At 54.7% G+C, this 25,672-nt stretch carries 19 protein-coding genes and 1 pseudogene; 14 read left to right on the top strand and 6 right to left on the bottom strand.

What is annotated here, in order from left to right; genetic code table 11:
- Positions 1-2: 2 nt before the first annotated feature.
- From pglZ to ACVBEF_RS08185, 8 genes are all read left to right on the top strand, one after another.
- Complete coding sequence (pglZ, locus tag ACVBEF_RS08150; RefSeq protein WP_447123445.1) at positions 3-2,501, top strand: BREX-1 system phosphatase PglZ type A; 2,499 nt, start codon at positions 3-5, stop codon at positions 2,499-2,501.
- A 14-nt stretch (positions 2,502-2,515) separates the two neighbouring features.
- Positions 2,516-4,591: a BREX system Lon protease-like protein BrxL gene (gene brxL / locus ACVBEF_RS08155; RefSeq protein WP_447123446.1), complete on the top strand. Its 2,076-nt coding sequence runs from the start codon at positions 2,516-2,518 to the stop codon at positions 4,589-4,591.
- A gap of 245 nt (positions 4,592-4,836) precedes the next feature.
- Positions 4,837-5,490 (top strand): nucleotidyltransferase domain-containing protein, encoded by a 654-nt coding sequence (locus ACVBEF_RS08160; protein WP_447123447.1) that lies wholly within the window; start codon positions 4,837-4,839, stop codon positions 5,488-5,490.
- Positions 5,420-5,851, top strand: a complete 432-nt coding sequence (locus ACVBEF_RS08165) for a hypothetical protein (RefSeq protein ID WP_447123448.1) — start codon at positions 5,420-5,422, stop codon at positions 5,849-5,851. Before ACVBEF_RS08160 ends, ACVBEF_RS08165 begins: the two co-directional genes overlap by 71 nt.
- Complete coding sequence (locus ACVBEF_RS08170) at positions 5,848-6,828, top strand: tyrosine-type recombinase/integrase (protein WP_447123449.1); 981 nt, start codon at positions 5,848-5,850, stop codon at positions 6,826-6,828. Before ACVBEF_RS08165 ends, ACVBEF_RS08170 begins: the two co-directional genes overlap by 4 nt.
- Before the next feature lie 182 nt (positions 6,829-7,010).
- Positions 7,011-8,213 (top strand): ImmA/IrrE family metallo-endopeptidase, encoded by a 1,203-nt coding sequence (locus ACVBEF_RS08175; RefSeq protein WP_447123450.1) that lies wholly within the window; start codon positions 7,011-7,013, stop codon positions 8,211-8,213.
- Positions 8,213-8,731, top strand: a complete 519-nt coding sequence (locus ACVBEF_RS08180) for a DUF4411 family protein (RefSeq protein WP_447123451.1) — start codon at positions 8,213-8,215, stop codon at positions 8,729-8,731. The genes ACVBEF_RS08175 and ACVBEF_RS08180 overlap by 1 nt, the downstream gene beginning before the upstream one ends.
- Positions 8,732-8,810: 79 nt before the next feature.
- Positions 8,811-9,851: a hypothetical protein gene (locus tag ACVBEF_RS08185; protein ID WP_447123452.1), complete on the top strand. Its 1,041-nt coding sequence runs from the start codon at positions 8,811-8,813 to the stop codon at positions 9,849-9,851.
- Here ACVBEF_RS08185 and ACVBEF_RS08190 read toward each other — a convergent pair.
- Positions 9,823-12,858: a Tn3 family transposase gene (locus tag ACVBEF_RS08190; protein WP_447123453.1), complete on the bottom strand. Its 3,036-nt coding sequence runs from the start codon at positions 12,856-12,858 to the stop codon at positions 9,823-9,825. The two genes, ACVBEF_RS08185 and ACVBEF_RS08190, sit on opposite strands and share 29 nt — an antisense overlap.
- 13 nt (positions 12,859-12,871) lie before the next feature.
- Entirely contained in the window at positions 12,872-13,462 is a 591-nt protein-coding gene (locus ACVBEF_RS08195; RefSeq protein ID WP_447123454.1) for a recombinase family protein, read from the bottom strand.
- A gap of 239 nt (positions 13,463-13,701) precedes the next feature.
- Here ACVBEF_RS08195 and ACVBEF_RS08200 point away from each other — a divergent pair.
- Positions 13,702-14,022: pseudogene (locus ACVBEF_RS08200) on the top strand (transposase); the annotation flags it as partial.
- Between the two features lie 90 nt (positions 14,023-14,112).
- On the opposite strand, the gene ACVBEF_RS08205 reads toward ACVBEF_RS08200, so the two are convergent.
- Entirely contained in the window at positions 14,113-17,121 is a 3,009-nt protein-coding gene (locus tag ACVBEF_RS08205) for a Tn3 family transposase (protein WP_447123455.1), read from the bottom strand.
- A gap of 185 nt (positions 17,122-17,306) precedes the next feature.
- On the opposite strand from ACVBEF_RS08205, the gene ACVBEF_RS08210 reads away from it, so the two are divergent.
- Positions 17,307-17,921 (top strand): recombinase family protein, encoded by a 615-nt coding sequence (locus ACVBEF_RS08210; RefSeq protein WP_447123456.1) that lies wholly within the window; start codon positions 17,307-17,309, stop codon positions 17,919-17,921.
- Positions 17,922-18,022: 101 nt separating this feature from the next.
- On the opposite strand, the gene ACVBEF_RS08215 is transcribed toward ACVBEF_RS08210, so the two are convergent.
- The 3 genes from ACVBEF_RS08215 to ACVBEF_RS08225 all read right to left on the bottom strand — a co-directional run bounded on the left by ACVBEF_RS08215 (position 18,023) and on the right by ACVBEF_RS08225 (position 22,305).
- Positions 18,023-19,327 (bottom strand): gallate dioxygenase, encoded by a 1,305-nt coding sequence (locus tag ACVBEF_RS08215; protein WP_447123457.1) that lies wholly within the window; start codon positions 19,325-19,327, stop codon positions 18,023-18,025.
- Positions 19,328-19,467: 140 nt separating this feature from the next.
- Positions 19,468-20,796, bottom strand: coding sequence for an MFS transporter (locus tag ACVBEF_RS08220; protein ID WP_447123458.1), 1,329 nt, complete (start codon positions 20,794-20,796; stop codon positions 19,468-19,470).
- A 303-nt stretch (positions 20,797-21,099) separates the two neighbouring features.
- Positions 21,100-22,305, bottom strand: coding sequence for a LysR family transcriptional regulator (locus tag ACVBEF_RS08225; protein ID WP_447123459.1), 1,206 nt, complete (start codon positions 22,303-22,305; stop codon positions 21,100-21,102).
- 139 nt (positions 22,306-22,444) lie between these two features.
- Here ACVBEF_RS08225 and ACVBEF_RS08230 point away from each other — a divergent pair, with 139 nt between their 5' ends.
- The 4 genes from ACVBEF_RS08230 to ACVBEF_RS08245 all read left to right on the top strand — a co-directional run.
- Positions 22,445-23,584, top strand: a complete 1,140-nt coding sequence (locus ACVBEF_RS08230; RefSeq protein WP_447123460.1) for a 4-oxalomesaconate tautomerase — start codon at positions 22,445-22,447, stop codon at positions 23,582-23,584.
- A gap of 1 nt (position 23,585) precedes the next feature.
- Entirely contained in the window at positions 23,586-24,653 is a 1,068-nt protein-coding gene (locus tag ACVBEF_RS08235) for an amidohydrolase family protein (RefSeq protein ID WP_447123461.1), read from the top strand.
- Positions 24,646-25,329 (top strand): 4-carboxy-4-hydroxy-2-oxoadipate aldolase/oxaloacetate decarboxylase, encoded by a 684-nt coding sequence (gene ligK / locus ACVBEF_RS08240; RefSeq protein ID WP_447123463.1) that lies wholly within the window; start codon positions 24,646-24,648, stop codon positions 25,327-25,329. Before ACVBEF_RS08235 ends, ligK begins: the two co-directional genes overlap by 8 nt.
- A 13-nt stretch (positions 25,330-25,342) precedes the next feature.
- The coding region (locus tag ACVBEF_RS08245; RefSeq protein ID WP_447123462.1) for an NAD(P)-binding domain-containing protein at positions 25,343-25,672 on the top strand (330 nt) is incomplete at its 3' end.

A 25,672-nucleotide genomic window follows, 5' to 3' on the forward strand; every position in this document is an offset into this window, starting at 1 on the left:
GGATGGAAAATCGCATAGCCCTGGCGCTGGCCAAAAAATTTGAAGCAACTCGCATCGTCTTCTGGTACGACACCAAGGAAGAGTTACGCTCCGACTTTGACGCGCTGGCATTGCCCGGTGTGCAGAAGCTGGAGATTGCCAACAACGAGTTTGGCATCAAGCACCGTATCTTGCGTGAGGAGCCAGAGAGCAAGTTCCTGATTTACAAGCCGGGACCGCAACCGGCCGATTTGGACAACTGGTTGCTGGATGTGCAACTGGCCCATGACGAGTTTCGTACCGATCAGGTGGCTTTGTGGCTGGCTGAGCTGGAACTGGGCCTTGAGTTTGTCGATGTGGCACAGGCCCATGCCGAGTTCTTCAAGGCGGGCAAACGCAAAGAGGTATTGAAGCGCTGGCTGAAGCCTGACGACACGCAAGGGGCGCTGCGCATGAAGATGCTGGCGGTGTGCACGGGGGGCGAGCCACGTCTAGATGCCGTGTTGGAACACCTGCTGGGCGAACTGGCAGAACACAAAGACGACAAAATAAAGCTTATCCACCGTTGCGGCTTGGATGGTTTTTTGTGGGAGCAGATGGAGCGAGCCTTTGGCTACGTGTCTGAAACGCCGAGCATTCGCGACTTTGTGGTGGAGCTGTTCAAGTCGTGCTTTGCCATGGGCACGGAGCGCACTGCCAAGATGTCTGCCGATGCCTTGGTGTTCCTGAAGCGCTGGAAAGACAGCCGCCAATACGAAGCCAGCTTTGAGGCCTTGTCGGCTGAATGTGCCGATGCATTGGGCATTGAACAAGACTTGGCTAAACGCGACTTTCGCAGTTTGGTGGAGCTGGATTACTTCCGGCTGATTGACCAGAAGATTATTTCAGACTTGGTCCAGCAGGTGACCTCACGCACGGTGTCTGCGGCTGATGTGGCGCAGTGGGTACGCCTGCGGCGGCAAGGCCACTGGCACGCTGATTTTGCGAGTCTTTATGGCGCCCTTGAGATGGCGGCAGAGTTCATTCGTAACCTCGATGAAGCCACGCTGGCGATGGACTCGTTGGCTGATGGCGTGTTGCGGTACAGCCAGTCTTGGTTTCGGCTGGATCAGCTGTATCGCAAGTTTATATTTCATATTCGCGAGGCAGGTGAGGTCACGTTGATGGCAAGCCTGGCCGAGCAAATTGAGAACCTTTACACCAATAGCTATCTAGTAAAGTTGAACAACCGTTGGCAGCCGTTTGTGGACGATACGCGCCACTGGGACGCACCTCCTGTGCCCTTGCAGCGTAACTTCTTTACGCGCTGGGTTCAGCCATTTCTGGAAAAGGACAACAAGGTCTACGTCATCATTTCGGACGCGTTCCGCTACGAAGTGGGCGAAGAGCTTCTGACTTTGATCCGCCAAGAAGATCGTTTTGATGCCGACATTGAGCCAGCGTTGTCCATGCTGCCAAGCTACACGCAATTGGGCATGGCAGCGCTGTTGCCCAACAAGGAACTGATGCTGACCGGCGATGAATCTGGCGGTGTGCAGGTAGACGGCCAAAGCTCCCGTGGCACGGACAACCGGCACAAGATTCTGAACAAGATCGCTGCCAAAGTTGGGAAAGCAATTCAGGCCAAAGACCTGCTGGAAATGGGTAAGGAAGACACCCGTGCCCTGCTGCGCGATAACGATGTAGTCTACATCTATCACAACCTGATCGACAAGACCGGCGATACGCGAGACACTGAAGAGCGCGTGTTCAACGCCGCCGAAGAGACGTTGCAAGAACTGCTGCGACTGATCAAAAAGCTGACCGGGGCCAACGCCAGCAACTTGTTAGTGACGGCAGACCATGGTTTCATCTACCAAAACCGCACGTTGGCAGAGAGCGATTTTCTGGCGGGCGATGTGGAAGGTGATTCGATTCTTTACCGTGACCGACGCTTTGTGCTGGGCCGGGGCCTGAAAGAAAACACCAGCCTGAAGTCGTTCACCTCGGCGCAGTTGGGCCTGACCGGCGACATGGAAGTACAGATCCCGAAGTCGATTCATCGTCTGCGCCTGCAAGGCTCCGGTAGCCGCTTTGTGCATGGCGGGGCCACCTTGCAGGAGTTGGTGATTCCTGTCATTAAGATCAATAAGAAGCGGCAGAGCGATGTGTCGGTGGTTGACGTGGACATTTTGCGCGGAACAACCTCGACCATCACATCAGGCCAGCTGGCCGTGGTGATGTATCAGTCGCAGGCGGTGACCGAAAAAGTGCAGGCGCGCACGCTACGTGCCGGCATCTACACCCACTCGGGTGACTTGATCTCTGATAGCCACGAACTGACGTTTGACTTGACGTCAGAAAACCCCCGCGACCGCGAGTCGCATGTTCGTTTGGTATTGACCCGCAAAGCCGATGAGGTCAACGGCCAAGAGGTTGTGTTGCGGCTGGACGAAAAACTGGCAGGCACCAGCCATTACAAAGAATACAAGTCGCTGCGCTATCTGGTGCGGCGCTCTTTTACTAGTGATTTTGATTTCTAAGGGACAGGATTCCCATGAGCGCACTTGACCAGAAAATAAACCAGCACTTCCCCGGTCTGGTGGTTCGCAAAGACCTCGTGAAAACGGTCAAAGGCAATGCGATTGTTCCATCGTATGTGCTGGAGTACTTGCTGGGCCAGTACTGCGCGACCAACGACGAAGCTACGATCCAGACCGGCATCGAGACCGTGAAGGACATCTTGGCGAAGCACTATGTGCACCGCAATGAATCCGGGCTAGTCCGCTCGACGATCAAAGAGAAAGGACGCCATAAAGTCATCGACCGCGTCAGCGTGTCACTCAATGACAAGACCGATGCTTACGAGGCTGAGTTTGCCAACCTTGGCGTCAAAAATGTCGTGGTGGATTCGGCCACCGTTAAGAAGCACCCTAAGCTCTTGGTCAGTGGTGTGTGGTGCATCGCCGATGTGGAGTACGCGTTCACGGAGGACAAGAACGCCAGCCCGTGGATCATGGGATCGCTGAAACCAATCCAAATGTCGAACTTTGACATGGATAGCTATCTGACGGCACGCAAGCAGTTCACCACCGACGAGTGGATCGACCTGCTGATTCAGAGCGTAGGCTTTAACCCGGAAATGTTTGGCAAACGGAACAAGCTTAGTCAGCTTGTGCGGCTGATTCCGTTTTGCGAGCGCAACTACAACCTGATCGAGCTGGGTCCTAAGGGCACCGGCAAGTCGCACATCTACTCAGAGTTTTCACCGCACGGAATGCTGATCTCGGGCGGCGAAGTGACGGTGCCTAAGCTATTCGTGCATAACGGCACCGGAAAAATTGGTCTGGTGGGCTACTGGGATGTGGTCGCTTTTGATGAGTTCGCAGGCAAGCAAAAGCGTGTGGACAAGTCCTTGGTGGACATCATGAAGAACTACATGGCAAACAAGTCGTTCTCGCGTGGTGTGGAAACCTTGGGAGCGGAGGCTTCCATGGCCTTCGTCGGCAATACCGAACACACGGTGCCGCATATGCTCAAGCACTCAGACTTGTTTGATCCGCTGCCCGAGAAATTTCATGACTCCGCCTTCCTGGACCGCATCCATTACTACATCCCCGGCTGGGAGATGGACATCATCCGTGGCGAGATGTTCTCCAGCGGGTACGGCTTTATCGTGGACTATCTGGCGGAAATCCTGCGCGCACTGCGGAACCATGACTTTTCGGATCGCTACACGCAGCACTTCACGTTGGCTTCCGACATTTCCACACGCGACCGAGACGGTATCAACAAGACCTTTTCGGGCCTGATGAAGATCATCTACCCGCAGGGCGAGGCATCACAAGAAGAGGTCGAAGAACTTTTGCGCTGCGCTATCGAAGGCCGCAAGCGAGTCAAAGATCAGCTCATGCGGATTGACGCTACCTATTCAAAAGTCCGGTTCTTCTACGAAGACAAAGCAGGCAAGTCATGCGCTGTGACGACGTTGGAAGAAAACGAATATCCGGGCCACTATAACCGTGTTGTTGGCGATGGCTCAGAACCTACCGCCAACGATGAAGCTTCTCCGCAAGTCGATGTACCAGCGCTGGAAACCATAGCGCCCACTCCGGCCAAAGTCGTCGCTGAAGAGCTGACCGAGCAGCATCTTACCTTTCAGGAAAACCAGCGTGGGCTGTCGTTCGAACGCCTGTTTGGCCCATATCTACGGGGTGCCAAAACGATCACGCTAACAGACGCATACATTCGACTGTTTCACCAAGTGCGTAATCTCATGGAGCTGCTGGAAACCGTTGCCAAGGTCAAGAACAAGGAAGAGGACATTAAGTTTCACTTAATTACCCGTGAGGACGAATTCAAAGGTGTGCAGCAGCGGGAGTACCTAGAGAAGATCACGGAGTCGTCGTCGGCAGTTGGCATCGAATTCACGTGGGCATATGACACGTCAGGCACCATCCATGCGCGCCATATCGTCACAGACCATGGCTGGAAAATCCTGCTGGATCGAGGGATTGATGTTTTCCAGCACTACGATATGAACGATGCCTTTGCCTTTGCCAACCGGTTGCAGCAGTTCCGCCAATGCAAGGCGTTTGAGGTAACTTTTCTGAAAACCTCAGCCAACGAGTAGTCTGCGGCACCTTGTTGATCTGTTCTCAACAGTTCAATAAACGGTGGTTTTGAAGACACCTGGAACCAGGACACTGACCGGTGCTCTTTTTTGGCGGGATCTGTCAATCAGCCCGTCCACCAATCGAGGTCAATCACGTGGCGCCTTTACTCTTGATAAAAACCGTTATCAATAGTAAATGGACGTCGACCCAAGTGTGTTGGAGCAGTGGGCTGCGGCGTTTGACAATACCTATATTGGGCATTATGATGCCTTTTATGGGTATTTATGCAGATGCACTTTTTACGAAGACACAACAGCGGGTGCTGGCGGTGTTGTTTGGTCAATCCCAGCGGTCGTTTTACGCCAATGAAATTATCGGGTTGGCGGGGTCGGGGTCCGGCGCGGTGCAGCGGGAATTGGCGCGCTTGGAATCCTCCGGTCTGGTGACGGTGCACCGGGTCGGCAATCAGAAGCATTACCAGGCCAACCACGCCGCGCCGATCTTTGACGAACTGCGCGGTATTGTCCTGAAAACCTTCGGCGTGGTCGATGTGCTGCGCGCCGCACTGCAGCCTTTGTGGCCGCTAGTGGATGTGGCGTTTGTCTACGGTTCGCTGGCCAAAGGCACCGAGCATGCCGGCAGTGATGTGGACTTGATGGTAATTGGACGGGTGCCGTCGAACACGGAATTGCTGGAAGTGCTGTTGCCTGCCCAGGCGCAGCTGGGTCGGGTGGTGAATCCAACCCTGTATACACCGGGCGAGTTTGCGCAACGCGTGCACGATGGCAAGTCATTCATCATGCGCGTGCTGGAGCAGCCCAAAATCTTTGTCAAAGGATCGGAACATGACGTTTCCCCACTCGGCAGCGCTGGCGAATCTGGCGCGCATCGGCAAGCTCAAGGCGGAGCCGCCTGATGCGCGGGAGCGGGCTGGCCTGTTGCGCTCGGCCACCGTGCGATTGCAGGATGCCAGACAACCCATCCTCTCATTGGAAAGCCGCTTTGACCTGGCCTACAATGCCGCGCATGCGGCCGCGTTGTCGGCCCTGCGGGTGCATGGCTACCGCAGCGAAAACCGCTACCTGGTCTTTCAGTGTCTGGAGCATACGCTGGGGTTTAAGCCGCAGCAGTGGCTATTGCTCAACCAGGCACACACCAAACGCAACCTGGCCGAATATGAGGGTGACCTCGATGTCACAGAGGGCTTCGTCGAGGAGCTGATCGAGCATGTCGCGTCCTTGATTGCTGCAGCGCAGGCGCTGGAGACCCCATCATGATGGAAAACGCATCGCCGGCATTGGCACCGGGTGCGGTGACGCAGGGACGCGCACTGACCGCCGCCCAGTTTCATCAGCTGGCCGACGTGCCGCCGGCGCTGACCTGGTTCGCCAACATCGCCAATCCGCAGACACGCCGCGCCTACCAGAGCGATCTGCAGGAATTCATGGCGTTCGCCGGCATCGACCGGCCGGCGCAATTCCGGATCGTCACGCGCGCGCACTTGCTCGCCTGGCGCCGGGATCTGGAACACCGCGCCTTGTCCGGCGCGACGATCCGGCGCAAGCTGGCCGCCTTGTCCTCCTTGTTCGACTATCTGTGCGAAGCCAATGCGGTTGTCAGCAATCCGGTCAAGGGCGTGAAGCGCCCGAAGATGGAAAGCCTGGAGGGAAAGACGCCGGCGATTGGCGACCACCAGGCGCGATCACTGCTCAATGCGCCCGACGCCTCCACGCTGCAGGGGCAGCGCGACCGCGCGATTCTGTCCACCCTGCTCTATCATGGTTTGCGCCGTGCCGAGCTGTGCGCACTGACCGTCGGCGATGTCCAGCAACGGCGTGGCGTCGCGCATCTGCGCATCCACGGCAAGGGCGGCAAGCTGCGCTACGTGCCGCTGCATCCCGGTACCGCCGAGGTCATCGATGCCTATCTGCAGGGGGCCGGCCACGCCGGCGATGGCCAGGGCGCGTTGTTCCGGCCGCTTAAAAACAATGTGCATCAGAATGGGCGGGCATCAATTACCGCCGATGGCGTCTACAAGATGCTGGCCGGTTACGCGGCATCGTTAAAGATGGATATCGCCGGCTTCGGGCCGCATGCGTTGCGCGCGACCGCCGCCACCAATGCGCTCGATCATGAAGCCGATATCGCCAAAGTGCAGGAGTGGTTAGGACACGCAAATATTTCGACTACCCGCATTTATGATCGCAGGAAGATGCGACCTGAAGATAGCCCAACATTTAAGGTTGCTTATTAAATTCCGGAGACGCATAGCGTTCAGAGGTTTTTCATTGCCCAGGCATAGAAACGAGCAGAAAAGATTATTATGAAAACTATACGTCCCAGTAAAATCTGTTTCGAAAGAGCAATACCGTTGATAATCGATGATTTGACGTGATCCAACCGATCAGAAATGCCGCCAAAGACAAGTTTTGAAAGATGCAAGTGTTGAATCCTGAAATTCTAAAATGGGCACGGGAAACTGCGGGGTTAAACCTGGAGGATGCCGCCCATGCGCTCGGCATGACTGCAGTCGGACGTCTTGCTGCTTTAGAAGCAGGCGAAGAAGTGCCATCCCGTGCAGTTTTACTGAAAATGTCTAAGCAATACAGGCGGTCTCTGCTGACTTTTTACCTTGCGACCCCCCCGAAAAAAGGGGATAGAGGACAGGATTTTAGAACCGTTACACCTGATCGTTCCATAGCGTCGGATGCCCTTCTTGACGCCCTTATTCGCGATCTTCGCGCGCGGCAAAGTCTTGTTCGCTCCACTCTGGAAGACGAAGAAGTCGAGCCACTCGCATTTATTGGTTCAACAAAAATGGCTGATGGGATCGCTGCGACGCTACAGTCAATTCAGCACGCTTTGCAGCTCAATCTTGCTGACTTCAGAGCACAAAAAAAAGCGGAAGATGCCTTTTCCTTACTGCGAGAGCGTGCAGAAACGGTCGGTATTTTTGTTCTCCTGATTGGAAATCTCGGTAGTCATCACTCGGCCATACCTGTTGAAACTTTTCGAGGCTTTGCAATTGCCGACCCAATTGCACCGTTCGTTGTCATTAACGATCAAGATGCAAAAACTGCATGGTCGTTCACCCTGCTACATGAAATAGCCCATTTATGTCTTGGAGCTACTGGCGTCAGTGGCGCACCGTCGGATGTGGCCATTGAACAATTTTGTAATGATGTAGCAGGCGAATTTTTACTTCCCAAGGCCGAGCTCGGCAAAATCAAGCTTGATGCCAGTTGGGGCCTGGATGCCTCTATAGAAGCTATTTCGCAATTTGCTGAGGATAGAAATTTAAGCAGGTCCATGGTGACCTACAAGCTCTATAGAGCAGGTTTCATTTCTTGGAATAATTGGCATGCATTAGACTCGAAACTTCGGGAAATGTGGGCGCAAGAAAAAGCGAAGATTAAGGCGAAGCCCAAGACGAGTGATTCTGGTCCTAGCTATTACGTTGTGCGTCGTCATCGTCTGGGAAAAGCAATGCTGGAGTTTGCAAGCCGCACGGTCAGTTCAGGAGCTTTATCACCTGTTAAAGCTGCCAAAATTCTCGGTGTAAAACCAAGAAGTGTTCATCCGTTGTTGGTAGACGTTTCCCGCTCTGGCCTTAGGGCCAGTACCGGAGGAAATGTTTAATGCTGTATTTACTAGATGCGAGCGTTTTGATAACAGCGAACAATTCTTATTATCCTGTCGATCAAATTCCTGAATATTGGGAATGGCTTCTGCACATGGGTCAGTCCGGACGCATAAAAATTCCGTTGGAAATTTTTGAAGAAATAAAAGACGGCCCAAAGGATGCGGAAAAGGATTTGCTGTTTTCCTGGATACAGCAGGACGAAAGCAAAAAAGCCCTCATTCTTGATGAGCAGGTTGATATTGCTAATGTTCAGACCGTTGTCATTACTGGCTATGGAGCTGATTTAACCGATGATGAAGTTGAGCAGATAGGACGAGATCCGTTTTTGGTTGCGTATGCGATGACATACAAAGAAGACAGATGCGTCGTGACTGTCGAAGTGTCCAAGCCATCCAAAAAAAGACAAAACCGCCATCTGCCCGATGTATGCAAAGACGTCGGTGTGCGTTGGTGCGACCCGTTTGTCCTCAATCGAGATTTAGGTTTCCGTACAAACTGGAAAATGAGAGCCTAGTTGAGCAAGGAAGGGGGTGGCGGAAAGTCCAGCTAAAATCCGATGAAACGTTCAGCGCCGTCTTCCTGGGAAAGGGATCATGAAGAAATTTGAACCTCCTGCCCTGCATGCAGCAATCATTATGGGTGAAGATCCTTTTCTAATTGCGCGGCTATCGGCACTGATCGCACAGAAAGGCAAATACCTTTCAATCATCGACGGACCCAGGGTCACTCGTCCAGATGCGGAGGCCGAAGTCATTAGGCGCAAAAATGCTGTCGCTCGCACGAGGGCTAAGAAGATCATCATCGCTGGGATACCTGGTGAAATTGCTGGGCGGTTCGCACCGCACTTTCCATCCCACATGACCATCAACGTTGATCATGTGGGCCAGGCTACCAATACGGTCCTGGGTATTCGGGTGAGAAGCGGCACTCCAATCCAGTGGGGTAATACCAATATCGGGGTCGGTCTGCTTCGTGCGTTGCAGACAAAGGTGCCCATTGAATTTACCGACATACCTAGTGAAGCGCGATATGCGGCGCCGCAAGGTGATCATCTTGTCGTGTGCGAGGACGACAACGAACTGTCGCAGGTGATCGCAGCCAACTATGCATATTCTATCGGGGCAGGGCTTTGTCTTATCAAAACTGTAGACAAGGATGAAGCTGAAACGCTATGTGAAGAGTTCTACGGTGCTTACGACAATCGCCACGAGTCGATGTCATCGATTTTGGGGAGACTTAGTGAGCGGCTTAAGGTTCTCTCTGGCGACATCCCAATGTCCGGTGTCCGCGGTATAACCTTCATTTCAAAAGCAATACCGTGGGGCTTCGCCTTCCGGGAGGTGCCGACTACGCATTTGTTCAGTTATCCCGACCTGGGAATTTCGATCATCAATGGTGTGGCAGCAGAACAGCAGAACTCTCCAAGAATGCGGGTGGCTGCCGTGATCGATCCTGCGACCATTCCATCGACCGAAGTGGAAAAAATGGCCGTGGCTCTGGCGAAAAAGGGTGTTCTGGTTCGTGGTTTTCGTGGTCCCAGTGCAACCGTCAATGGGGTTGTAAGCCCAAACCGGCGGAATTTGTCCAGTTTGCCAAAATCCGTGGCTACTCCCAATCAATCCCAGCCACAATAGTCTCCAAATCAATCGGTTTTCGTTTGTCACGAAATGCGTAATGCCCAAGGAAGTGCAGGTGCTGCCATGCTGCAGGTGAAATTCGCCTGAGCAAGTCGATCGACTTTTCGTTGCCGCCTGCCAAATATCTGCTCAGCAGCCCGGACAGCAGTATGGAGTTGTAAGCGATCACGACATTGGCAATCAATCGACCACAGTGGTTGCTGACCGCCACGTCCAGGTCAGTGCGCCCTGTCAGTTCCTTTTTGCCGTTCACCTGGGCGATGGTGGAGCGCAACTGATGGTAGGACTCGATGCGGTTTTCCGATCGGTGGACGTCGCGCTGCAATTGCGGGTCGCGTAGGTAACGGAGCGTGTAGATGCTGCGAATCAGCTTGTCGAATTCGAAGATGGCCTTGCGCGTGCGGTGATGCCCGGACAAGGTACAGATTTTGCGCATAAGGACGCTTTGGCTCATATCCTTGAGACCCAGCGTGGCGGCAATGTGATCCATGTTGGCTTTCTCCGATGTAATCAGGCTGCGGTCAATTTGACCCACCGGCTGAATCAGGAAATCAGAGTAGGCCTGACCAGGGCCACAATAGAGGTGTTTCGTCTGGGCATGCAAATTGGTGAAGCGCGGTGCCAAGTTCATGCCGAACCAATGCAGGATGGCGAAGTTGGCCATGTTTATGCAGTGCATGTCGCCGGTGATCGTGGTCGGCCTGATGTCGGACGTGTTGTTGTAGCAGATATCGAATACCCAATAGCTCTCATGCTGGTTTGCGCCCAACATTTCAGTTTGCAATGCTACATGGTTGGCCAGCAAGGTAAAGGCGACAACCCCGCGATCCTTGCCAAAATACTTGCGCGCATGGCGTGCCTTGAGTGTTGGTGCGGCAGCGGCAAATTTCTGCCCATCAACGCTGCCGTAGAGTACATCCATGTCGATGGAGTAGTAAGGGAATATGGGCAGACTGGCGATGAAATTGCTGATCTGGTCATTCGCGCCGATCAGGGTGGCCGGGCGCAGGTGTTGCTGATGCGTGGCTTCCAGGACGTGATAGGGGATGTCACAGGTCTCGGCCATGCTGAAATTGCCATGGTTCATGGCCTGCGCAATAATCACCGCCATCAAGCTGTCCTCATCGGCGATCTTCTTGGCGTAGCGCGGCTGCAAGGGCGTCATCGCCGACAGGAAGTGACACTGCTCATTCACAAATCGAAAAATGTCGGCAATGTCGCGTGCTTGGAGCTTGGCGTAGAAGCCCTGTTGCAGCAGCTTGTCTTTGTCCGCCTTGGGACGGTGCCAGATCAGCGTTTTCTTATCGGGATCAAACTCCAAGTGTTTGAGTTTGCCGCCGCGCAGTTCCTCATTGAACGCGCGCCATTGCATATCCAGCTCGGCGAACAGGGCATCGAGTGTCACGTCAACCGGCTGGCGCAACCAAGGTATGTCCAGCGCCTTGAGTGCGTCTGCCTTAGCCTCCATGGACACCAGATCATCAGCAAAGCGCCGGTGCCGCACACTGTCATCGAGGTAAATGTCGCCTGTGTCGAGGCGCTTGCGCAGTTGCCGGTACACCCAAAATTCATACCGGTCGCCGCGCAAACCAACGGGCTCGCCATCCTCGCCAACGCTCAGCAAAAAGTCGCGCAAGCGTGTGGGTACCGTGCGCGGCGGAATTTCAGCCAGCGGCTGCTTGGCAAGTCGTTGTTGGCGGGACCAGACCTCTTTCATCCATTGCAGCGCGGCCAGCCAGGCCTTGCCACTGGCGCTGTCGCTGGCGAAATCCAGGGCCATTGCCAGCGGACGCAGATTTTTCGTGCAAAGCCCACTCTGCTTGTCCACCGCTTGCCAGCGCAAATCCATCTGACTGACTGGCGTCGAAGTCAGGAGTTCGCCGGCCGATCGCAGCTTCTCCTCAGGCATGATACCGAATGCCCGGCGGCGCACGGTGCCGAAACGTGTTCCATCGGAGAGTGTGTCATCCACGTACAGCAAGAGCAGCTCGCCAATCCGTGGCGTGGCTTGCTGCCGCTCGTTGTGTATTTTGGCTGCCTGCTGGTTGGCAACTGCCTTGGTACCTTCTTCGAGCTGCCGCGTGTGGTAGCCAAAGGCTTCCACCAAATTGTCCGTGAGTTGCCGGTAGCGCTGCCAGGCGTAACACAGCAAATAAAGGTTTGTCTGGCCTGGCTTGAATCGGCGTAAATCGTAAATGGTGTAGAAATTGGCCAGGCTGGCGTAGTAGGCGATGTTGAGTTGCGAGAGGTCAAGGCTTGGCAGCAGCGCCTTGGCGATGGCATACAAGGGCGCCAGCGTGAGGCGCTTTTGACGCTCCAGCCCCATCTGGCGGTAGCGAAAGCTCTTGGCATCCTGTTTGAGCGCGGCCAAATCGGATAAGATACTCTCTCGCACCAGCAGTTGTTGCAGCGCATCGCGTGCTGCATCGGTCACGGCCGCTTCGACCAGTTGCTCCACGCGTTCACGCTCAGCACCGAGCGCTTCCCTGATGATGGTTTGCAGCGTGGAGTAGCCTGGCCGCACGATGCGCTGGCCAATCAAAAACACCATCAATTCAGCCAGCAAAAAGGTGGGCGTCACATCCGTGCGAGCCAGCAGCTTTGCTTTGTCGCGCAATGTCGGTAGGTCATTGTCCGTCCACAGGCGATAGCCGCACAAAGCAACAATTTCCCTGCGCTGCGCGTAATATTCCTTGGCGCTCAATGGCCCTATCGTGAGCGTTTTTCCCGGGAAATACCGTTGCAGCAGGAACGCGACATCTTCTGGCGGCACATCTTCCAGAGAGAACTGGAAAAATGCCTGCTTGGCTTTGAAATAGCCCATTTGCAGCAGGCAATAGATCTGTTTCAAGATGCCCTTGCGCTGCAAAGCCAAGGAACGCTCCGCCTCGGTCATAGCAAAAAATTCAACACGCTGGAAATCGTCGAAATCGGGAATGTCATAGAGCGCCGCCTTCTCTGCTTCCGAGAGGATGGTCAATCGCTCGTTGCTGTCACCGCGCATGTGTCATTTACTTTCAGGTGTCGGCGTCGTGCGCACCGGGCCATCCGACACGGGCCAAAGTTTCAATCAACGTGGTGCGTTTGACGCCGAAGTTGCGGCACACAGCTGCCTTCGACATGCCGCCGTTCAGTGCGGCAATGATGGCGTCCTGTTTCTCGCCAACGATGGCCGCCGGCCGTCCACCGACTCTGCCACGCCGCTTGGCGGCGGCCAGACCGGCAATGACCCGCTCCTGGATCAAGGCCCGTTCGTACTGAGCTAGTGCACCGAACACATGGAATAGTAGCTCGCCCGATGCCGTGGTGGTGTCCATGCCTTCGGTGAGCGACCGGAAGGCGACCTGCTTGTCTTTCAGCGTGGTCACGATGGAGAGCAAGTGCGACAGCGAACGGCCTAGTCGATCCAGCTTCCAGACGACGAGCACGTCGCCGGGGCACACAAATTCCAGTGCCTTGGCCAAGCCCGGGCGATCATCCTTGGCACCGGAGGCATGATCTTCAAACAAGTGGCGGGCATCGATGCCTGCCGCCAGCAGCGCATCGCGTTGGAGGTCGGTGCTTTGCCGATCTGAGTCCGACGAAACGCGCATGTAGCCAACAAACATGACGGATATCCATTAAAATCAGGTTTCCGTATAGTAGCGCAAAGCGACAAGATTTTCCGTATATTTTTATGGGCATTGAGAGGGCGGTTTTGCTTGCCGTTGCTAACGTGCCGGAAAACACCTGTTTTCCGACAGTCCAAAATATTCCTAGGGAAACGCTGATTTATTCTTCCGGAACCGTTCCGTCCACGGGCGAGACCTGAGACAATATTGGCACGCCCACCAATGTCCAGTCGACCATGCAGAAGAGCTTTTCTGACCTCGAATATGCCGCCAAGAAGAAGTTGACACGGCGCGACCGCTTCCTCGCCGAGATCGACAAGGTAACGCCTTGGTCGCAACTGCATCAGTTGATCGCGCCGTTTTATCCAAAGGCTGAAGGTGCCGGACGCCCGCCGATCGGCTTGGCGCGCATGCTGCGCATGTATGTCGCCCAGCAGTGTTTCGGCCTGTCCGACGAAGGGATCGAGGACGCGATCTACGACAGCCAGGCGATTCGCGGTTTCGTCGGCATCGATCTCAATCGCGAGTCGGCACCCGACGCGACGACCTTGTTGAAGTTGGGGTGTGGGGAGCAACGGAACAGAAACTGCGGTTAAGCCTAAAAGTCATATAAACACCACATAGTCACCGAATTTTCATATAAAAGATTAGGGAACAGACTCCCTATCGGTATCGCCCGGCTCCCTAAGCGGTCGCAGTTCTCCGCGAAGCACAGATTCTGGAACCGCGAAAGAATAGCGTCCCAGCATGTTGATATGCTCATGAATCAAGGGTGACAATCGCGCCACATCTTCGTCTATCACCACGTAACCTTCACTGCGTAGCTTGTTCAAAATCGCTTCCATATAAATGGTATTCCACAATACGATGACGTTGGCGACCAGTCCCAAAGCGCCCAATTGGTCTTCCTGGCCTTCCCGATAACGCTGATGCAACTCGCCACGTTTTCCATGGAATATGGCCCGCGCCAGAGCGTGGCGGCTTTCGCCACGGTTAAGCTGGATCAGAATATTGCGGCGTTTGGTTTCATTATCGATGAAGGTCAGTGTGTGTAACGATTTCTCAATACGTCCGAATTCTGCCAGGGCTTTGGCCATTCGCGTAGGCCGGTCACCGACCTGCAGCGTGCGCATGATCCCTGTCGCCGGTATTCGTCCTAACTTCAGCGAACCGATCAATCGCAAAATATCGTCCCATTGCTCAGCGATCAGTGCCATGTTGACCCGTTGTTTCGCAATCTTGTCGAGCGGACCGTAATCGGCATCGGGATCGATGCGCCAAAACCGCGTGCCGGCGACATCGGCAAGGCGTGGACTGAAGCGATATCCCAGCAATCTAAACAGACCGAAGATGATGTCCGTATAAGCGCCCGTGTCGGTCATAATGTGGGTCGGCTGCAGCTCGGTTTGCTGTTCCAGCACGACGGCTAGTAAGACCAGGCTATCGCGCAATGTACCGGGTACCGTGATGGTATTCAAGCCAGTAAATTGGCTGGACACCATGTTGTACCAGGTAACGCCGCGGCCTATACCAAAATACTTGGGATTTGGTCCGGCGTGCACGGTGCGCACCGGAACTACGAAACGCATGCCATCAGCAGAAGCGACTTCGCCTCCGCCCCAGGCATGCGCCAATCCGATCTTGTTTTGCGCCGACACCAGACGCATGTTCGCGGCAATCAGCGTTTCATCGCGAATGTAATTTTGATTGACCCAAGACAGTCGATCACGTCGCAGGGCCGCGACATCTTGCCGCACCAAAGGCTCAAATCCGGTGTTGCACGATTCGGCCAGTAATACGGCGCAGACACTGGTGACCAAGTCGGCCGCCCGCGCCTCGCGTTCGCTCACATGCGTGAACGCCTCCGCAAAATCGGTACGGGCGGCAATCTCAAGCAGAATTTCCGGCACATCGACACGCGGCAGACGCGCCGCCACTTCTGCTCGCAATGCCAGCAAGGAAGATGGCTCTTCGATCTTGTCAAGCGGACTCAGAACGAGATCATGTTGCTCGTTATTGCACACAATGCGCACAGCCGGATTTTCCGGCAGGCGTGTCGCCACAGCGCGATACGTTTGATCCAGTTCTGTCGCCAAGCCCGCCAGCACCGGTGTGACGTCCGGAGAAAATCCGAGCGTGCGGCAAATAACCGGTCGCGCCGCCGTCCAGTCGGCGTCTGACAATAATCCTTTGCGCGGATCGGCGTAGCGCCAACTTGGGTCAGCAAATACATCGCGTCGGCGCAATGCAGAACGCAACTGATCAAGCGCACAAAACATATACGCTCGTTGATCCAGCCGGCCCTCTCCCGGGATCACATGCGGTAACCATGCTTTCGTCACGATCGCCATCGGCGGATCGATCTTCCGTTTATGATCGATTTCATGCACATGCAGATATTTGATGGCTTCCAGCACAGTGCGGCCGGCGGGTCCGGCACCAAAATGGATATGTTGCAGTAGTGAAGGCAAAAATCGCCGCACCCTACGATAACGGGCGTGTAGTTCCCGATAAAAAACGTCTTGTGACGGCCGAACTAAGGTGCTCACCTTTTGCATAGCTTCAGCGAGTCGTTCCTGTTGAATTTTTTCGAACACCATTGCGCGCAACTTTTTATCGGGCAATTCGACGTCGAGCAGAAATGCACAAGCCTGCGCCAACACCGTCGCTGCCGCATCCAGATCTTTCAGACTGCGCAGGCGCGCTTTTTGATCAGCTTTCATCGCGCCGCTGAACAACTGACGCAGCAATATTTCCATGACTTCCAACGCATCGTCCTGCGCTGTGGCTTCCAGCGTATAAACGAAAGCCACCAGCGTTGCCATGCGGCGTGCCTCAGGCAGTCTAGACACCGCCGTGACTTTCGATGTGTTGGCGAAGCGGGCCAACGCGGCAATGCGACTCGGCGGAATTTTCGCCGTCCCCGGCAACGTAATTTCTAACGCACGGATGGCCTCGATGCGCAAAAGAGCGCGCACCAGCGCCGAGGCACTGACCATAACCGGACCGGTACGCAGTCGGTCAAGCGTCGAATTGCGGTTGCCTGCCGGAACCGTGAGTAAGTCATCTAACCGCATACGCTGTTCGAGACTCAGTCCGTGCGACAACATGCGCCAAAGCCGCGCTTCCACGCGCTGCCGTAATCGCGCGATGAAACGTTCCAGCACGGTCGCGCCTGGCAGTAGAACCTTGCCGGTCAATAGCCAAGTAGTGGCGCGCTCGAACAGCACGCTCGGCCGATCGGTTCCGGTCCAGCACAAGGCATAGAGCCATCGCCCCAGACGGAAACCAACCGGATACTCGGTAAATTCCCGGTAGCCGTAATGCCTGCGTATTTCAGCCGCGTGTTCCCAGCGTTGCCGACTATTGCGGTATTTTGAAAGGCAATCGCCATCGTCAATCGCCAGTTGCTGGCTCAGTATCCTGATAACTTCGTTGGGGACGTCCGCCGGATCATCGAGAAAGGTACCGAGAAACCGGACGGTGGCGAGTTGAAGTGCAAATCCAAGCCTGGTGTGTTTTTCCCGACGCGTATTGATCAACGCATGATCGGTGTCGTCCAGATGAAAATAGCGTGAGAGTTCGTCTGCGGTAGGCGGACCATCGTAACGGCCATGGCTCCGAATCTGACTAGGAGTAAGAAAATTAACAGGCACAATAAATGATCATAAGAACGTGGGTCGAATGGGTCGAATGGGTGTCACATTTTTATAGATTATAGCCCTTTGTATGTCATACAATAAATAACCGGTTAAGTGACAAATTTTGTTGAAGAAGTAATACTGCGGGACAATGTCACATAATCGACCGTATAAGTGACAAGTGAGTGACAGGTAAAAATATGCTAATTGGCTACATGCGCGTATCAAAGGCGGACGGCTCCCAGAACACCAACTTGCAGCACGATGCTATGGTGGCTGCTGGCGTCGATCCAAAACATCTTTATGAAGACCAAGCTTCTGGCAAACGAGAAGATCGCCCCAGCCTCACCGCATGCCTCAAAGCATTGCGCGAAGGCGATACCTTGGTGGTGTGGAAACTGGATCGGCTCGGCCGGAATTTACGTCATCTTATCAACACGGTGCATGATCTAACCGGTCGAGGTGTGGGACTCAAGGTGTTATCCGGACATGGTGCAGCAATCGATACCACGACCGCCGCTGGCAAACTGGTCTTTGGTATCTTCGCCGCGTTGGCTGAGTTCGAACGAGAACTCATTTCCGAACGTACCATTGCCGGGCTGGCTTCGGCACGCGCCCGGGGCCGAAAAGGTGGGAGACCATTCAAAATGACACCTGCCAAGCTGCGTTTGGCAATGGCTGCCATGGGGCAGCCTGAGACAACCGTAGGCGATCTTTGCGAAGAAATGGGAATTACCCGGCAGACGTTGTATCGGCACGTTTCTCCTCAGGGAGAACTCCGGCCGGACGGCCAGAAATTGCTATTAAAGGGCTAATTAGGTGTGAGTCTTATAGTCCACCCAAAATCTGCTTCATAAAGTTGATTGCTCGACAAAATAAAATTATCGATCACATATCAAGTCAACTTTATGACGATTCATTTCCTGATTTCACTATTCCATGCTAAATCCTTATCTACCTTTCCTGCCACCGAATACAGTGCACCTGGCGCATTGCGCGTCTGGCGAAATGTATCCAATGATTCGCCGCGCATGGCGGCATAAATATGCAGGTTGGACACTCCGACGACTGCTCCTAGCTTTTCTAACAAAAAGAAAATAACGCCGTAGTGAATCATGGCCCGCCAGTCGCGCTCAGTGATCATCTTCCGTTCTACCTCGGTCAATCCTGCTTCCGCGAAGGTGCTCTCGGCATCGCTGAGAAAACGCACCCGAAAATCTGGCTCTACCAGTTGATGGAGATACTTGTTTATGCGGTAGGTCCGCACGCTGGTCTCAAGCGTGTACGGATAGGTCCCGGGCAAGTTTTCGATACCCGCTAATTGGTGATTCATGTGCTTCAGATGTTCTTCACGGGCGCGCGCAGTGACAGCCTCTGACGCGGTAGCGTCGTTCTCATACAGCGCAACGGCGATGCCGGTCATGGACGGCAGGTAGTAGTCTTTATGCAGGCACTTGATGTGACTTGACATAGCGCCGCGCATGATGAGCCACATGATGACCTCGGCGCTTTCAAATCCGCCTAGCCGCGCAAAATCGGCATGGGTCATGTTGGTGAGGGATTCAGGGTCGTTTTCAATCAGGTTCAGAAATTCGTGGTCCCACGGGGTATTGTTAAATCCGGCGCGCTCACCATGTACTTGGTGGGATAGTCCACCGGTGGCAACCAGTACGACCTTTATATCGTCGGGATAGCTTTCAATTGCACGTCGCAACGCATGACCCAGCTTGTAACAACGGCGTGCGGATGGCACCGGGAATTGCAGCACGCCCACCTGCAGTGGCACGATGGCACCGGGCCAGCTTGGTGTGTTTGGCCACAGAATAGAGAGCGGAGAAAAGCACCCGTGGTCCAGCCCTTTATCCTGGAAAAAAGACATATCGAACTCGTCGGCCATGAGCGACGCACCGATATGCCGCGACAGTGCGGGGTGGCCGTCGACTGGCGGCAATGCACGCGCACCGCCGCCTTCATCTGCAACCCGCCAGGAATCACCGATGCCGAGTGCGAACGCAGAATAATGATCGAAGAAGAAAGAGGTGACGTGATCGTTGTAGATCATCAGAATCACATCTGGTTTTTTTTCCGAAAGCCATTGCCTGACCGGTTCGTAAGCCTTGAAGATGGGAGCCCAAGCTGGGTCCTGTTGCTTGCCGGTATCCAGCGCAAAGCCAATCGTGGGAGTGTGGGATGACGCTATCGCGCCGATGATGGTGGCCATAATGAGCTCCTGATCCGCGCGTAGGCACAGACTTAATGTGTAGAAAGGAAAAATGCGATAGTCATATTGCGCCAGTTCCAATGGAATTGCCGGACAAACGGAGAGCGGGGCGTACCTGCTTAACGTTCATCCGGCATGCCTTATGCGCTCGCGGTGCGGGGGGCAAACTTGGTGAAAACAATTGAAAATGCTGCAATCATCGCGGGCACTGCAAGAATAGCGATGACCGCGCTGAATCCCCATCCCATCGATAGCATTAGACCACCGGCAAACGAGCCGGAGATGCTGCCAAAGCGGCCGATGCCCAACATCCAGCTCACGCCCGTCGCTCTCACTGCAGTCGGATAGCATGCCGGTGCGAAAGCATTCATGCCGGTCTGCGCACCGCTCATACAGAAGCCCGCAAGCAGTACATATACGCCGAACAAGCTTGAGACGACGCTGCCCGAAGCCAGCAACACAATGAATATCGCTCCGCCAATATATGCCGTTGCAATAACACGGTTCGGCGTCAATTTATCCATGTAGTAACCTACGACCAAAGCACCAACGGTGCCACCGAGCTGGAACAGCGCGGTGAGATTTGCGGCACGCTCGATTGGCAGGCCAGCATCTTTAATAAGCGTCGGCAACCAGCCGCTGAGAAGATAGATGACCAGCAATCCCATGAAATAGGTAACCCATAGCGCGATCGTCATCTTGCGATAGGACGGCGACAGTAATGCTTTTACAGGCATGCCTTTTTGTACCGGTGGTTCATTGAGAACGAAGCGCGTACCGCTGGAAAAGCTGCCACCGCAAACTTTCCGCAGGGTACGCGCGATCTTGTCACTGGGAAAGTTTCGTACTACCAAAAAGCGTGCTGATTCAGGTATGAGCCACAAATAAAATGGCAGACAGGCCAATGGAATCGCACCGCCGACCATCAACACCGTGCGCCATCCGTAATGCGGCAACAACGCCGCGGCACCGAACCCGACCAGAGCCGAACCGAGATTAAACCCGGTGAACATCAACGCCAACAACGTGCTGCGTGACCGCTCGGGCAGATACTCCGATAACAGCGTGGTAGTGCTCGGCATGGCCGCACCTAACCCAAGTCCGGTCAGAAAGCGCAGAACAGACAACGATGTCACGCCTGTACTGTAGGCGCTCAGGATACTGAATATGCTGAACAACGCCACGGCGGTCATTAATAATTTTTTGCGACCGAATCGGTCCGAGAGAGGGCCGACAAGCAATGCACCGACAGCCAGACCGAGTGGGGCGGCGCTCATCACAAGACCAAAGACCGCACGGCTAATACCCCACTCTTTGGTGATCCCCGGCGCGAGAAAACCCATGATGGCGACATCCATACCATCAGTCGCCACGATGAGAAAGCAAAGCCCAAGCAATAACCATTGGTAACCGGTCATTTTCCGGTCATTAATATAAGCCCGAACATCGAGCGTTTGAGAAGGTGTCATTTCGTCTCCTGAGAGAAATTCAATTATTGTTTTTGTAATTTATGGGGCTAATTACCGCAGTAGCGGGCCACCAAGACGCTGTTACTGCTGGCATGCAGATGTCGTAACTTGATAATTGAAGTCTACGCAGAGTGCCTGTATGTCGCATTGCTCTCAGCTTCGAGAGCGTTGCAATTTACTTATTGGAGGTAGGTGGCACACTCAGGTCTGGACTAAATACAGACGTATCTAGTCTCACGCTGCGAAAGTATTGCGTTGAGTGCAATGATGAATCTTATTGAGGTAAGACCGACAATATATACACTATCGCCAAGTTTCGGCCACGGATTGAAGTTCTGCCAGCAGCGCATTTGCACCGGGAGACAAGTAAGCGCCGGCACGCGTTGTCACGCCGATTTGCCGGTTGAGACCATCCATTGGAAACCGCAATACCGTCAACTGCCCGGTAGTAATTTCATAATGCAACTGATGGGCAGACAGCACAGTGATCATATCGCTGGACACAAGCAGTCCGCGAAGGAGGGCAAGGTCTCCTGTTTCTGCTGCGGGTTGTGGCGGTTTTCTACCGTGGTCTTGAAAAAATTGTTCCAGCGACACGCGCAGCGGCGTCCCGGCGCGGGACAACACCCAGGCGTACTGTTGCAAATCATCAAAGCTTAGCGTGGGCTTGGATGCCAACGGATGGTCGGCTCGGGCGATCACTGCCGTCTGGTCTTGAAGCAAGGTCGATGCTTGTAGCCCGTTCTCGGTTGGGGTTCGTAGCGCGCCGATAATGAAATCAACCCGACCGCTGAGCAGTCCTGCGGTCAGTTCCTCGTAGGTGCTTTCCAGCGAACGCACCCGCAGTTGCGGATACTTTTTCAATATGGATGTGATCGCAGTGGGTAGCACCAACGTGCGCGCAAGCGGAAGCGCCCCCACCGTGATTACACCTTCGAGCACACCCTTTAGCGCAGCAATGTCGGAGACGATATGATCCAGTTCCACCAGCGCGCGATTGAATCGTAAAATCCAGCGTGTTCCAGCGTCAGTAGGCATCATCCCTTGCGCGGTACGACGGAACAGCGTCTGCCCAAGAGCGTCCTCCAGTTTTGTTATCGCCTGGCTAATCGCCGACTGCGACATGCCCATCACACGTGCCACGCTTGGCATGTGATGCACGTCAGCCAGCAGGACCGCGCTCTGCAGGCGGCGCTCATTAAACAGTGCTTCCATGCTCCCAACAAAGCCGCCTTCGCGCGCAGCAAACCGCACCGCGTCATCGCGAACATCGCGCAACTCCGCCTCGATAATGTGGGTCCGCAAGCGCACGGTTTCTCCGGCCGCCGTCAATAGCATACCGTTTCCTTTGCGCTCAAACAGCTGAATTTCAAGGTGTTTTTCCAGCGCCGCCACCGATCTCCCCACCGCAGAAGATGCGCGATACAACAGGTCCGCAGAGCGACGTATCCCTCCCGTGGCAGCAACGGTACTAAATACATGAAGATGGTGAAGGTTCAGGATAGGCATGGGGTAGGAGGATAGCTGAAGACGCGCGCACTGATACAACTTGATAAGCAAATTAGAACGCTTATCGCGGTATAAGGCAACCAAGACATGCGCTTACCTGCAGATACTAGACACATTCAAGTCAGATGACCTTTTTACCATGACCACCACATTTAACACTGAATCTGATCTGCTTCCGGTGCCTTGCATGCTGATGCGTGGTGGCACCTCACGCGGACCATTGTTCCTCAACTCCGACTTGCCCGAGGATGGGGCCTTGCGCGACAGCATATTGCTGGCCGTCATGGGTTCGCCGGACCGCCGCCAGATTGATGGACTGGGAGGGGCTCATCCGCTGACCAGCAAGGCTGGCATCGTAGGCCTCAGCAGCAAGCCTGGCGTTGACCTCGAATTCCTGTTTGCGCAATTGCAGCCCGACAACAACACGGTCGATACCACGCCTAACTGCGGCAATATGCTGGCCGCCGTTGTCCCCTTCGCGCTAGAGCGCGGCATCATCGTTGCCCAAGGCGACACCACGACCGTCAGAGTGTTGACCCTGAACACCGGCATGCAATGCGACATCACAGTACAAACACCAAACGGTCGGATGCAATATGGCGGCGATGCCAGAATCGACGGCGTACCCGGTACATCCGCACCCGTCACTATTAACTTCCTCGATACAGCCGGTTCAATATGCCCTGCGTTGCTGCCAACGGGACGCGTACTGGACACCATCGCCGTGCAAGGTAGTAACGTTGCGCCTTTCACCATCGACGCGACACTGATAGACAATGGCATGCCGATGGTGCTGGTACGGGCTGCGGATCTCAACCGCAGTGGTAACGAGACCGTGGCACAGCTAGACGCCGACACCGAACTGCAGGGAAAACTAGAAGCCTTACGGCTACAGGCAGGCCCGATGATGGGACTGGGCGACGTCAGTAAAAAAAATTATCCAAAGATGTGCCTGCTTGCCCTACCACAAGCCGCAGGTAATATTGCTACCCGCTGTTTCATTCCTCACGTCTGTCACGACGCCATCGGCGTACTAGCCGCAGTGACCGTGGCCACCGCTTGCGTACTGGAAGGATCGGTCGCCCAAGGCTTGGCTGTCGTTCCGGATGGCATCACCAAAATCATATCGGTCGAGCATCCGACCGGTGAATTTAGCGTCGAACTCGGACTGGATCCTGCTCATCCACAAAGCGTTACCCGCGCCGCCCTGCTTCGCACCGCTCGTCTGATCATGCGCGGCGAAGTCATGATTCCCGCATCAGCCTGGAAAGGAAAATAATATGCAACATCCGTTAATCATTGATTGCCACGGCCATTACACTACCGCCCCTAAAGCGCTGGAGGATTGGCGCAATCGCCAGATCGCCAACCTTGCGACGCCGAAACTGGGACCGAAACCTTCGGAGTTACGGATCAGCGATGACGAACTGCGCGAATCGATTGAAACTAACCAGTTGCGTCTAATGAAGCAGCGTGGCCTGGATATGACGATTTTCTCGCCGCGCGCAAGTTTCATGGCGCACCATATTGGCGACTTCAACACCAGCGCCACCTGGGCTGCGATCTGCAATGAGCTGTGTTACCGGGTATCGCAACTGTTCCCGGATAACTTTATCGGCGCGGCGATGTTGCCGCAGTCACCCGGTATGGATCCGAGCAGTTGCATTCCCGAGCTTGAAAAATGCATGACCGAATACGGCTTTGTCGGCATCAATCTGAATCCCGACCCTTCCGGTGGCCACTGGACATCGCCACCACTGTCGGATCGCCACTGGTATCCCCTTTATGAAAAGATGGTTGAATATCAAATTCCGGCAATGGTCCATGTCAGCACCAGTTGCAACGCGTGCTTTCACACCACCGGCGCGCATTACCTGAACGCCGACACCACGGCTTTTATGCAGTTCTTGTCCAGCGACCTGTTCCATGACTTCCCCACGTTGAAGTTCGTGATTCCGCACGGCGGCGGCGCCGTGCCTTATCACTGGGGCCGTTTCCGCGGGTTGGCGCAAGAAATGAAGAAGCCGCTACTGAAAGAGCATCTGCTCAACAACATCTTCTTTGACACTTGTGTCTATCACCAGCCGGGGATCGATTTACTGACCAAAGTTATCCCGGTTGACAACGTTTTGTTCGCCTCCGAAATGATCGGCGCGGTACGGGGGATCGATCCCGAGACCGGTAACTATTTCGACGATACCAAGCGTTATATCGAAGCGTCAGTCCAGCTAAGCGCTGAAGACCGCTACAAGATTTACGAAGGCAATGCCCGCCGTGTATTCCCGCGTCTGGACGCTGCTCTGAAGGCTAAAACAAAACAAGAGGATACACATCATGTCACTGAATAATCTCGGTATCGTCAAACGCAATATCCAACGTGCAAGTAAGGCCGACGTCGAAGCTCTCTCAGCGTTCGGCTCCGCCACCATTCATGAAGCCATGGGGCGGGTTGGCCTGATGCGACCGTACCTCCGTCCTATCTATGTCGGTGCAACCATGTGCGGCACAGCGGTAACAGTGTTGCTACAACCTGGCGACAACTGGATGATGCATGTCGCCGCCGAGCAGATTGAACCGGGAGATGTCGTGGTAGCAGCCGTTACGGCGGAGTGTACCGATGGCTATTTCGGCGACCTGCTGGCGACTTCCTTTCGTGCTCGCGGCGCCAAGGGTCTGGTCATCGACGCTGGCGTACGCGATATCAAGGATCTGACCGCGATGCAGTTCCCGGTATTTTCAAAGGCGATCAGCGCCAAGGGCACCATCAAGGCGACCTTGGGTTCGGTCAACATACCCGTGGTCTGCGGCGGCGCGCTGGTCAATCCGGGTGATGTGGTGATCGCCGACGACGACGGCATCGTTGTGGTACCAGCCCAATTCGCGGCCGCGACTGCGGCGGCGGCGGCGGCGCGCGAAGCCAATGAAGCCGAAAAAAGGGAAACGCTTGCCAGCGGCGTCCTGGGCCTGGACATGTATCAAATGCGCGATTTACTGGCCAAGGCAGGGCTGCGTTACATCGACTGATATGACCTGCACCATGATAAATAATTATATTGGAATAATCGGGTATGGCGAGGTCGGTAGGATATTTGCTGCCGGGCTCAAGGGACAGCGTGGGATTACGTCCGTCACAACCTACGACCGAAAGCTTGAGAATTCTGGTACGGAGCTGGAGCTTTTAAAGACTGCCGCTCGCGCTGGCATCGATATTGCCCCCAATTTGGGAGCCTTATGCGACGCGGCAACACTGATTATTTCGGCGGTGACCGCTTCTAATACGCTGGCGGTGGCACAGGAAGCAGCCCGACATATTCGGCCGGGTACCCTATTCCTAGACCTGAACTCGGCTTCGCCCGGTACTAAACGT

It is taken from the genome of Glaciimonas sp. GG7 (genome assembly GCF_052976905.1).

What these genes read in the sequence shown, in the direction of transcription:
- ACVBEF_RS08225 (WP_447123459.1), bottom strand. Translation starts at nt 22,305, where the DNA reads ATGCCTATCCTGAACCTTCACCATCTTCATGTATTTAGTACCGTTGCT.
- ACVBEF_RS08170 (WP_447123449.1), top strand. Translation starts at nt 5,848, where the DNA reads ATGATGGAAAACGCATCGCCGGCATTGGCACCGGGTGCGGTGACGCAG.
- ACVBEF_RS08185 (WP_447123452.1), top strand. Translation starts at nt 8,811, where the DNA reads ATGAAGAAATTTGAACCTCCTGCCCTGCATGCAGCAATCATTATGGGT.
- pglZ (WP_447123445.1), top strand. Translation starts at nt 3, where the DNA reads ATGGAAAATCGCATAGCCCTGGCGCTGGCCAAAAAATTTGAAGCAACT.
- brxL (WP_447123446.1), top strand. Translation starts at nt 2,516, where the DNA reads ATGAGCGCACTTGACCAGAAAATAAACCAGCACTTCCCCGGTCTGGTG.
- ACVBEF_RS08160 (WP_447123447.1), top strand. Translation starts at nt 4,837, where the DNA reads ATGATGCCTTTTATGGGTATTTATGCAGATGCACTTTTTACGAAGACA.
- ACVBEF_RS08220 (WP_447123458.1), bottom strand. Translation starts at nt 20,796, where the DNA reads ATGACACCTTCTCAAACGCTCGATGTTCGGGCTTATATTAATGACCGG.
- ACVBEF_RS08210 (WP_447123456.1), top strand. Translation starts at nt 17,307, where the DNA reads ATGCTAATTGGCTACATGCGCGTATCAAAGGCGGACGGCTCCCAGAAC.
- ACVBEF_RS08180 (WP_447123451.1), top strand. Translation starts at nt 8,213, where the DNA reads ATGCTGTATTTACTAGATGCGAGCGTTTTGATAACAGCGAACAATTCT.
- ACVBEF_RS08235 (WP_447123461.1), top strand. Translation starts at nt 23,586, where the DNA reads ATGCAACATCCGTTAATCATTGATTGCCACGGCCATTACACTACCGCC.
- ACVBEF_RS08195 (WP_447123454.1), bottom strand. Translation starts at nt 13,462, where the DNA reads ATGTTTGTTGGCTACATGCGCGTTTCGTCGGACTCAGATCGGCAAAGC.
- ACVBEF_RS08230 (WP_447123460.1), top strand. Translation starts at nt 22,445, where the DNA reads ATGACCACCACATTTAACACTGAATCTGATCTGCTTCCGGTGCCTTGC.
- ACVBEF_RS08215 (WP_447123457.1), bottom strand. Translation starts at nt 19,327, where the DNA reads ATGGCCACCATCATCGGCGCGATAGCGTCATCCCACACTCCCACGATT.
- ACVBEF_RS08165 (WP_447123448.1), top strand. Translation starts at nt 5,420, where the DNA reads ATGACGTTTCCCCACTCGGCAGCGCTGGCGAATCTGGCGCGCATCGGC.
- ACVBEF_RS08190 (WP_447123453.1), bottom strand. Translation starts at nt 12,858, where the DNA reads ATGCGCGGTGACAGCAACGAGCGATTGACCATCCTCTCGGAAGCAGAG.
- ACVBEF_RS08175 (WP_447123450.1), top strand. Translation starts at nt 7,011, where the DNA reads ATGCAAGTGTTGAATCCTGAAATTCTAAAATGGGCACGGGAAACTGCG.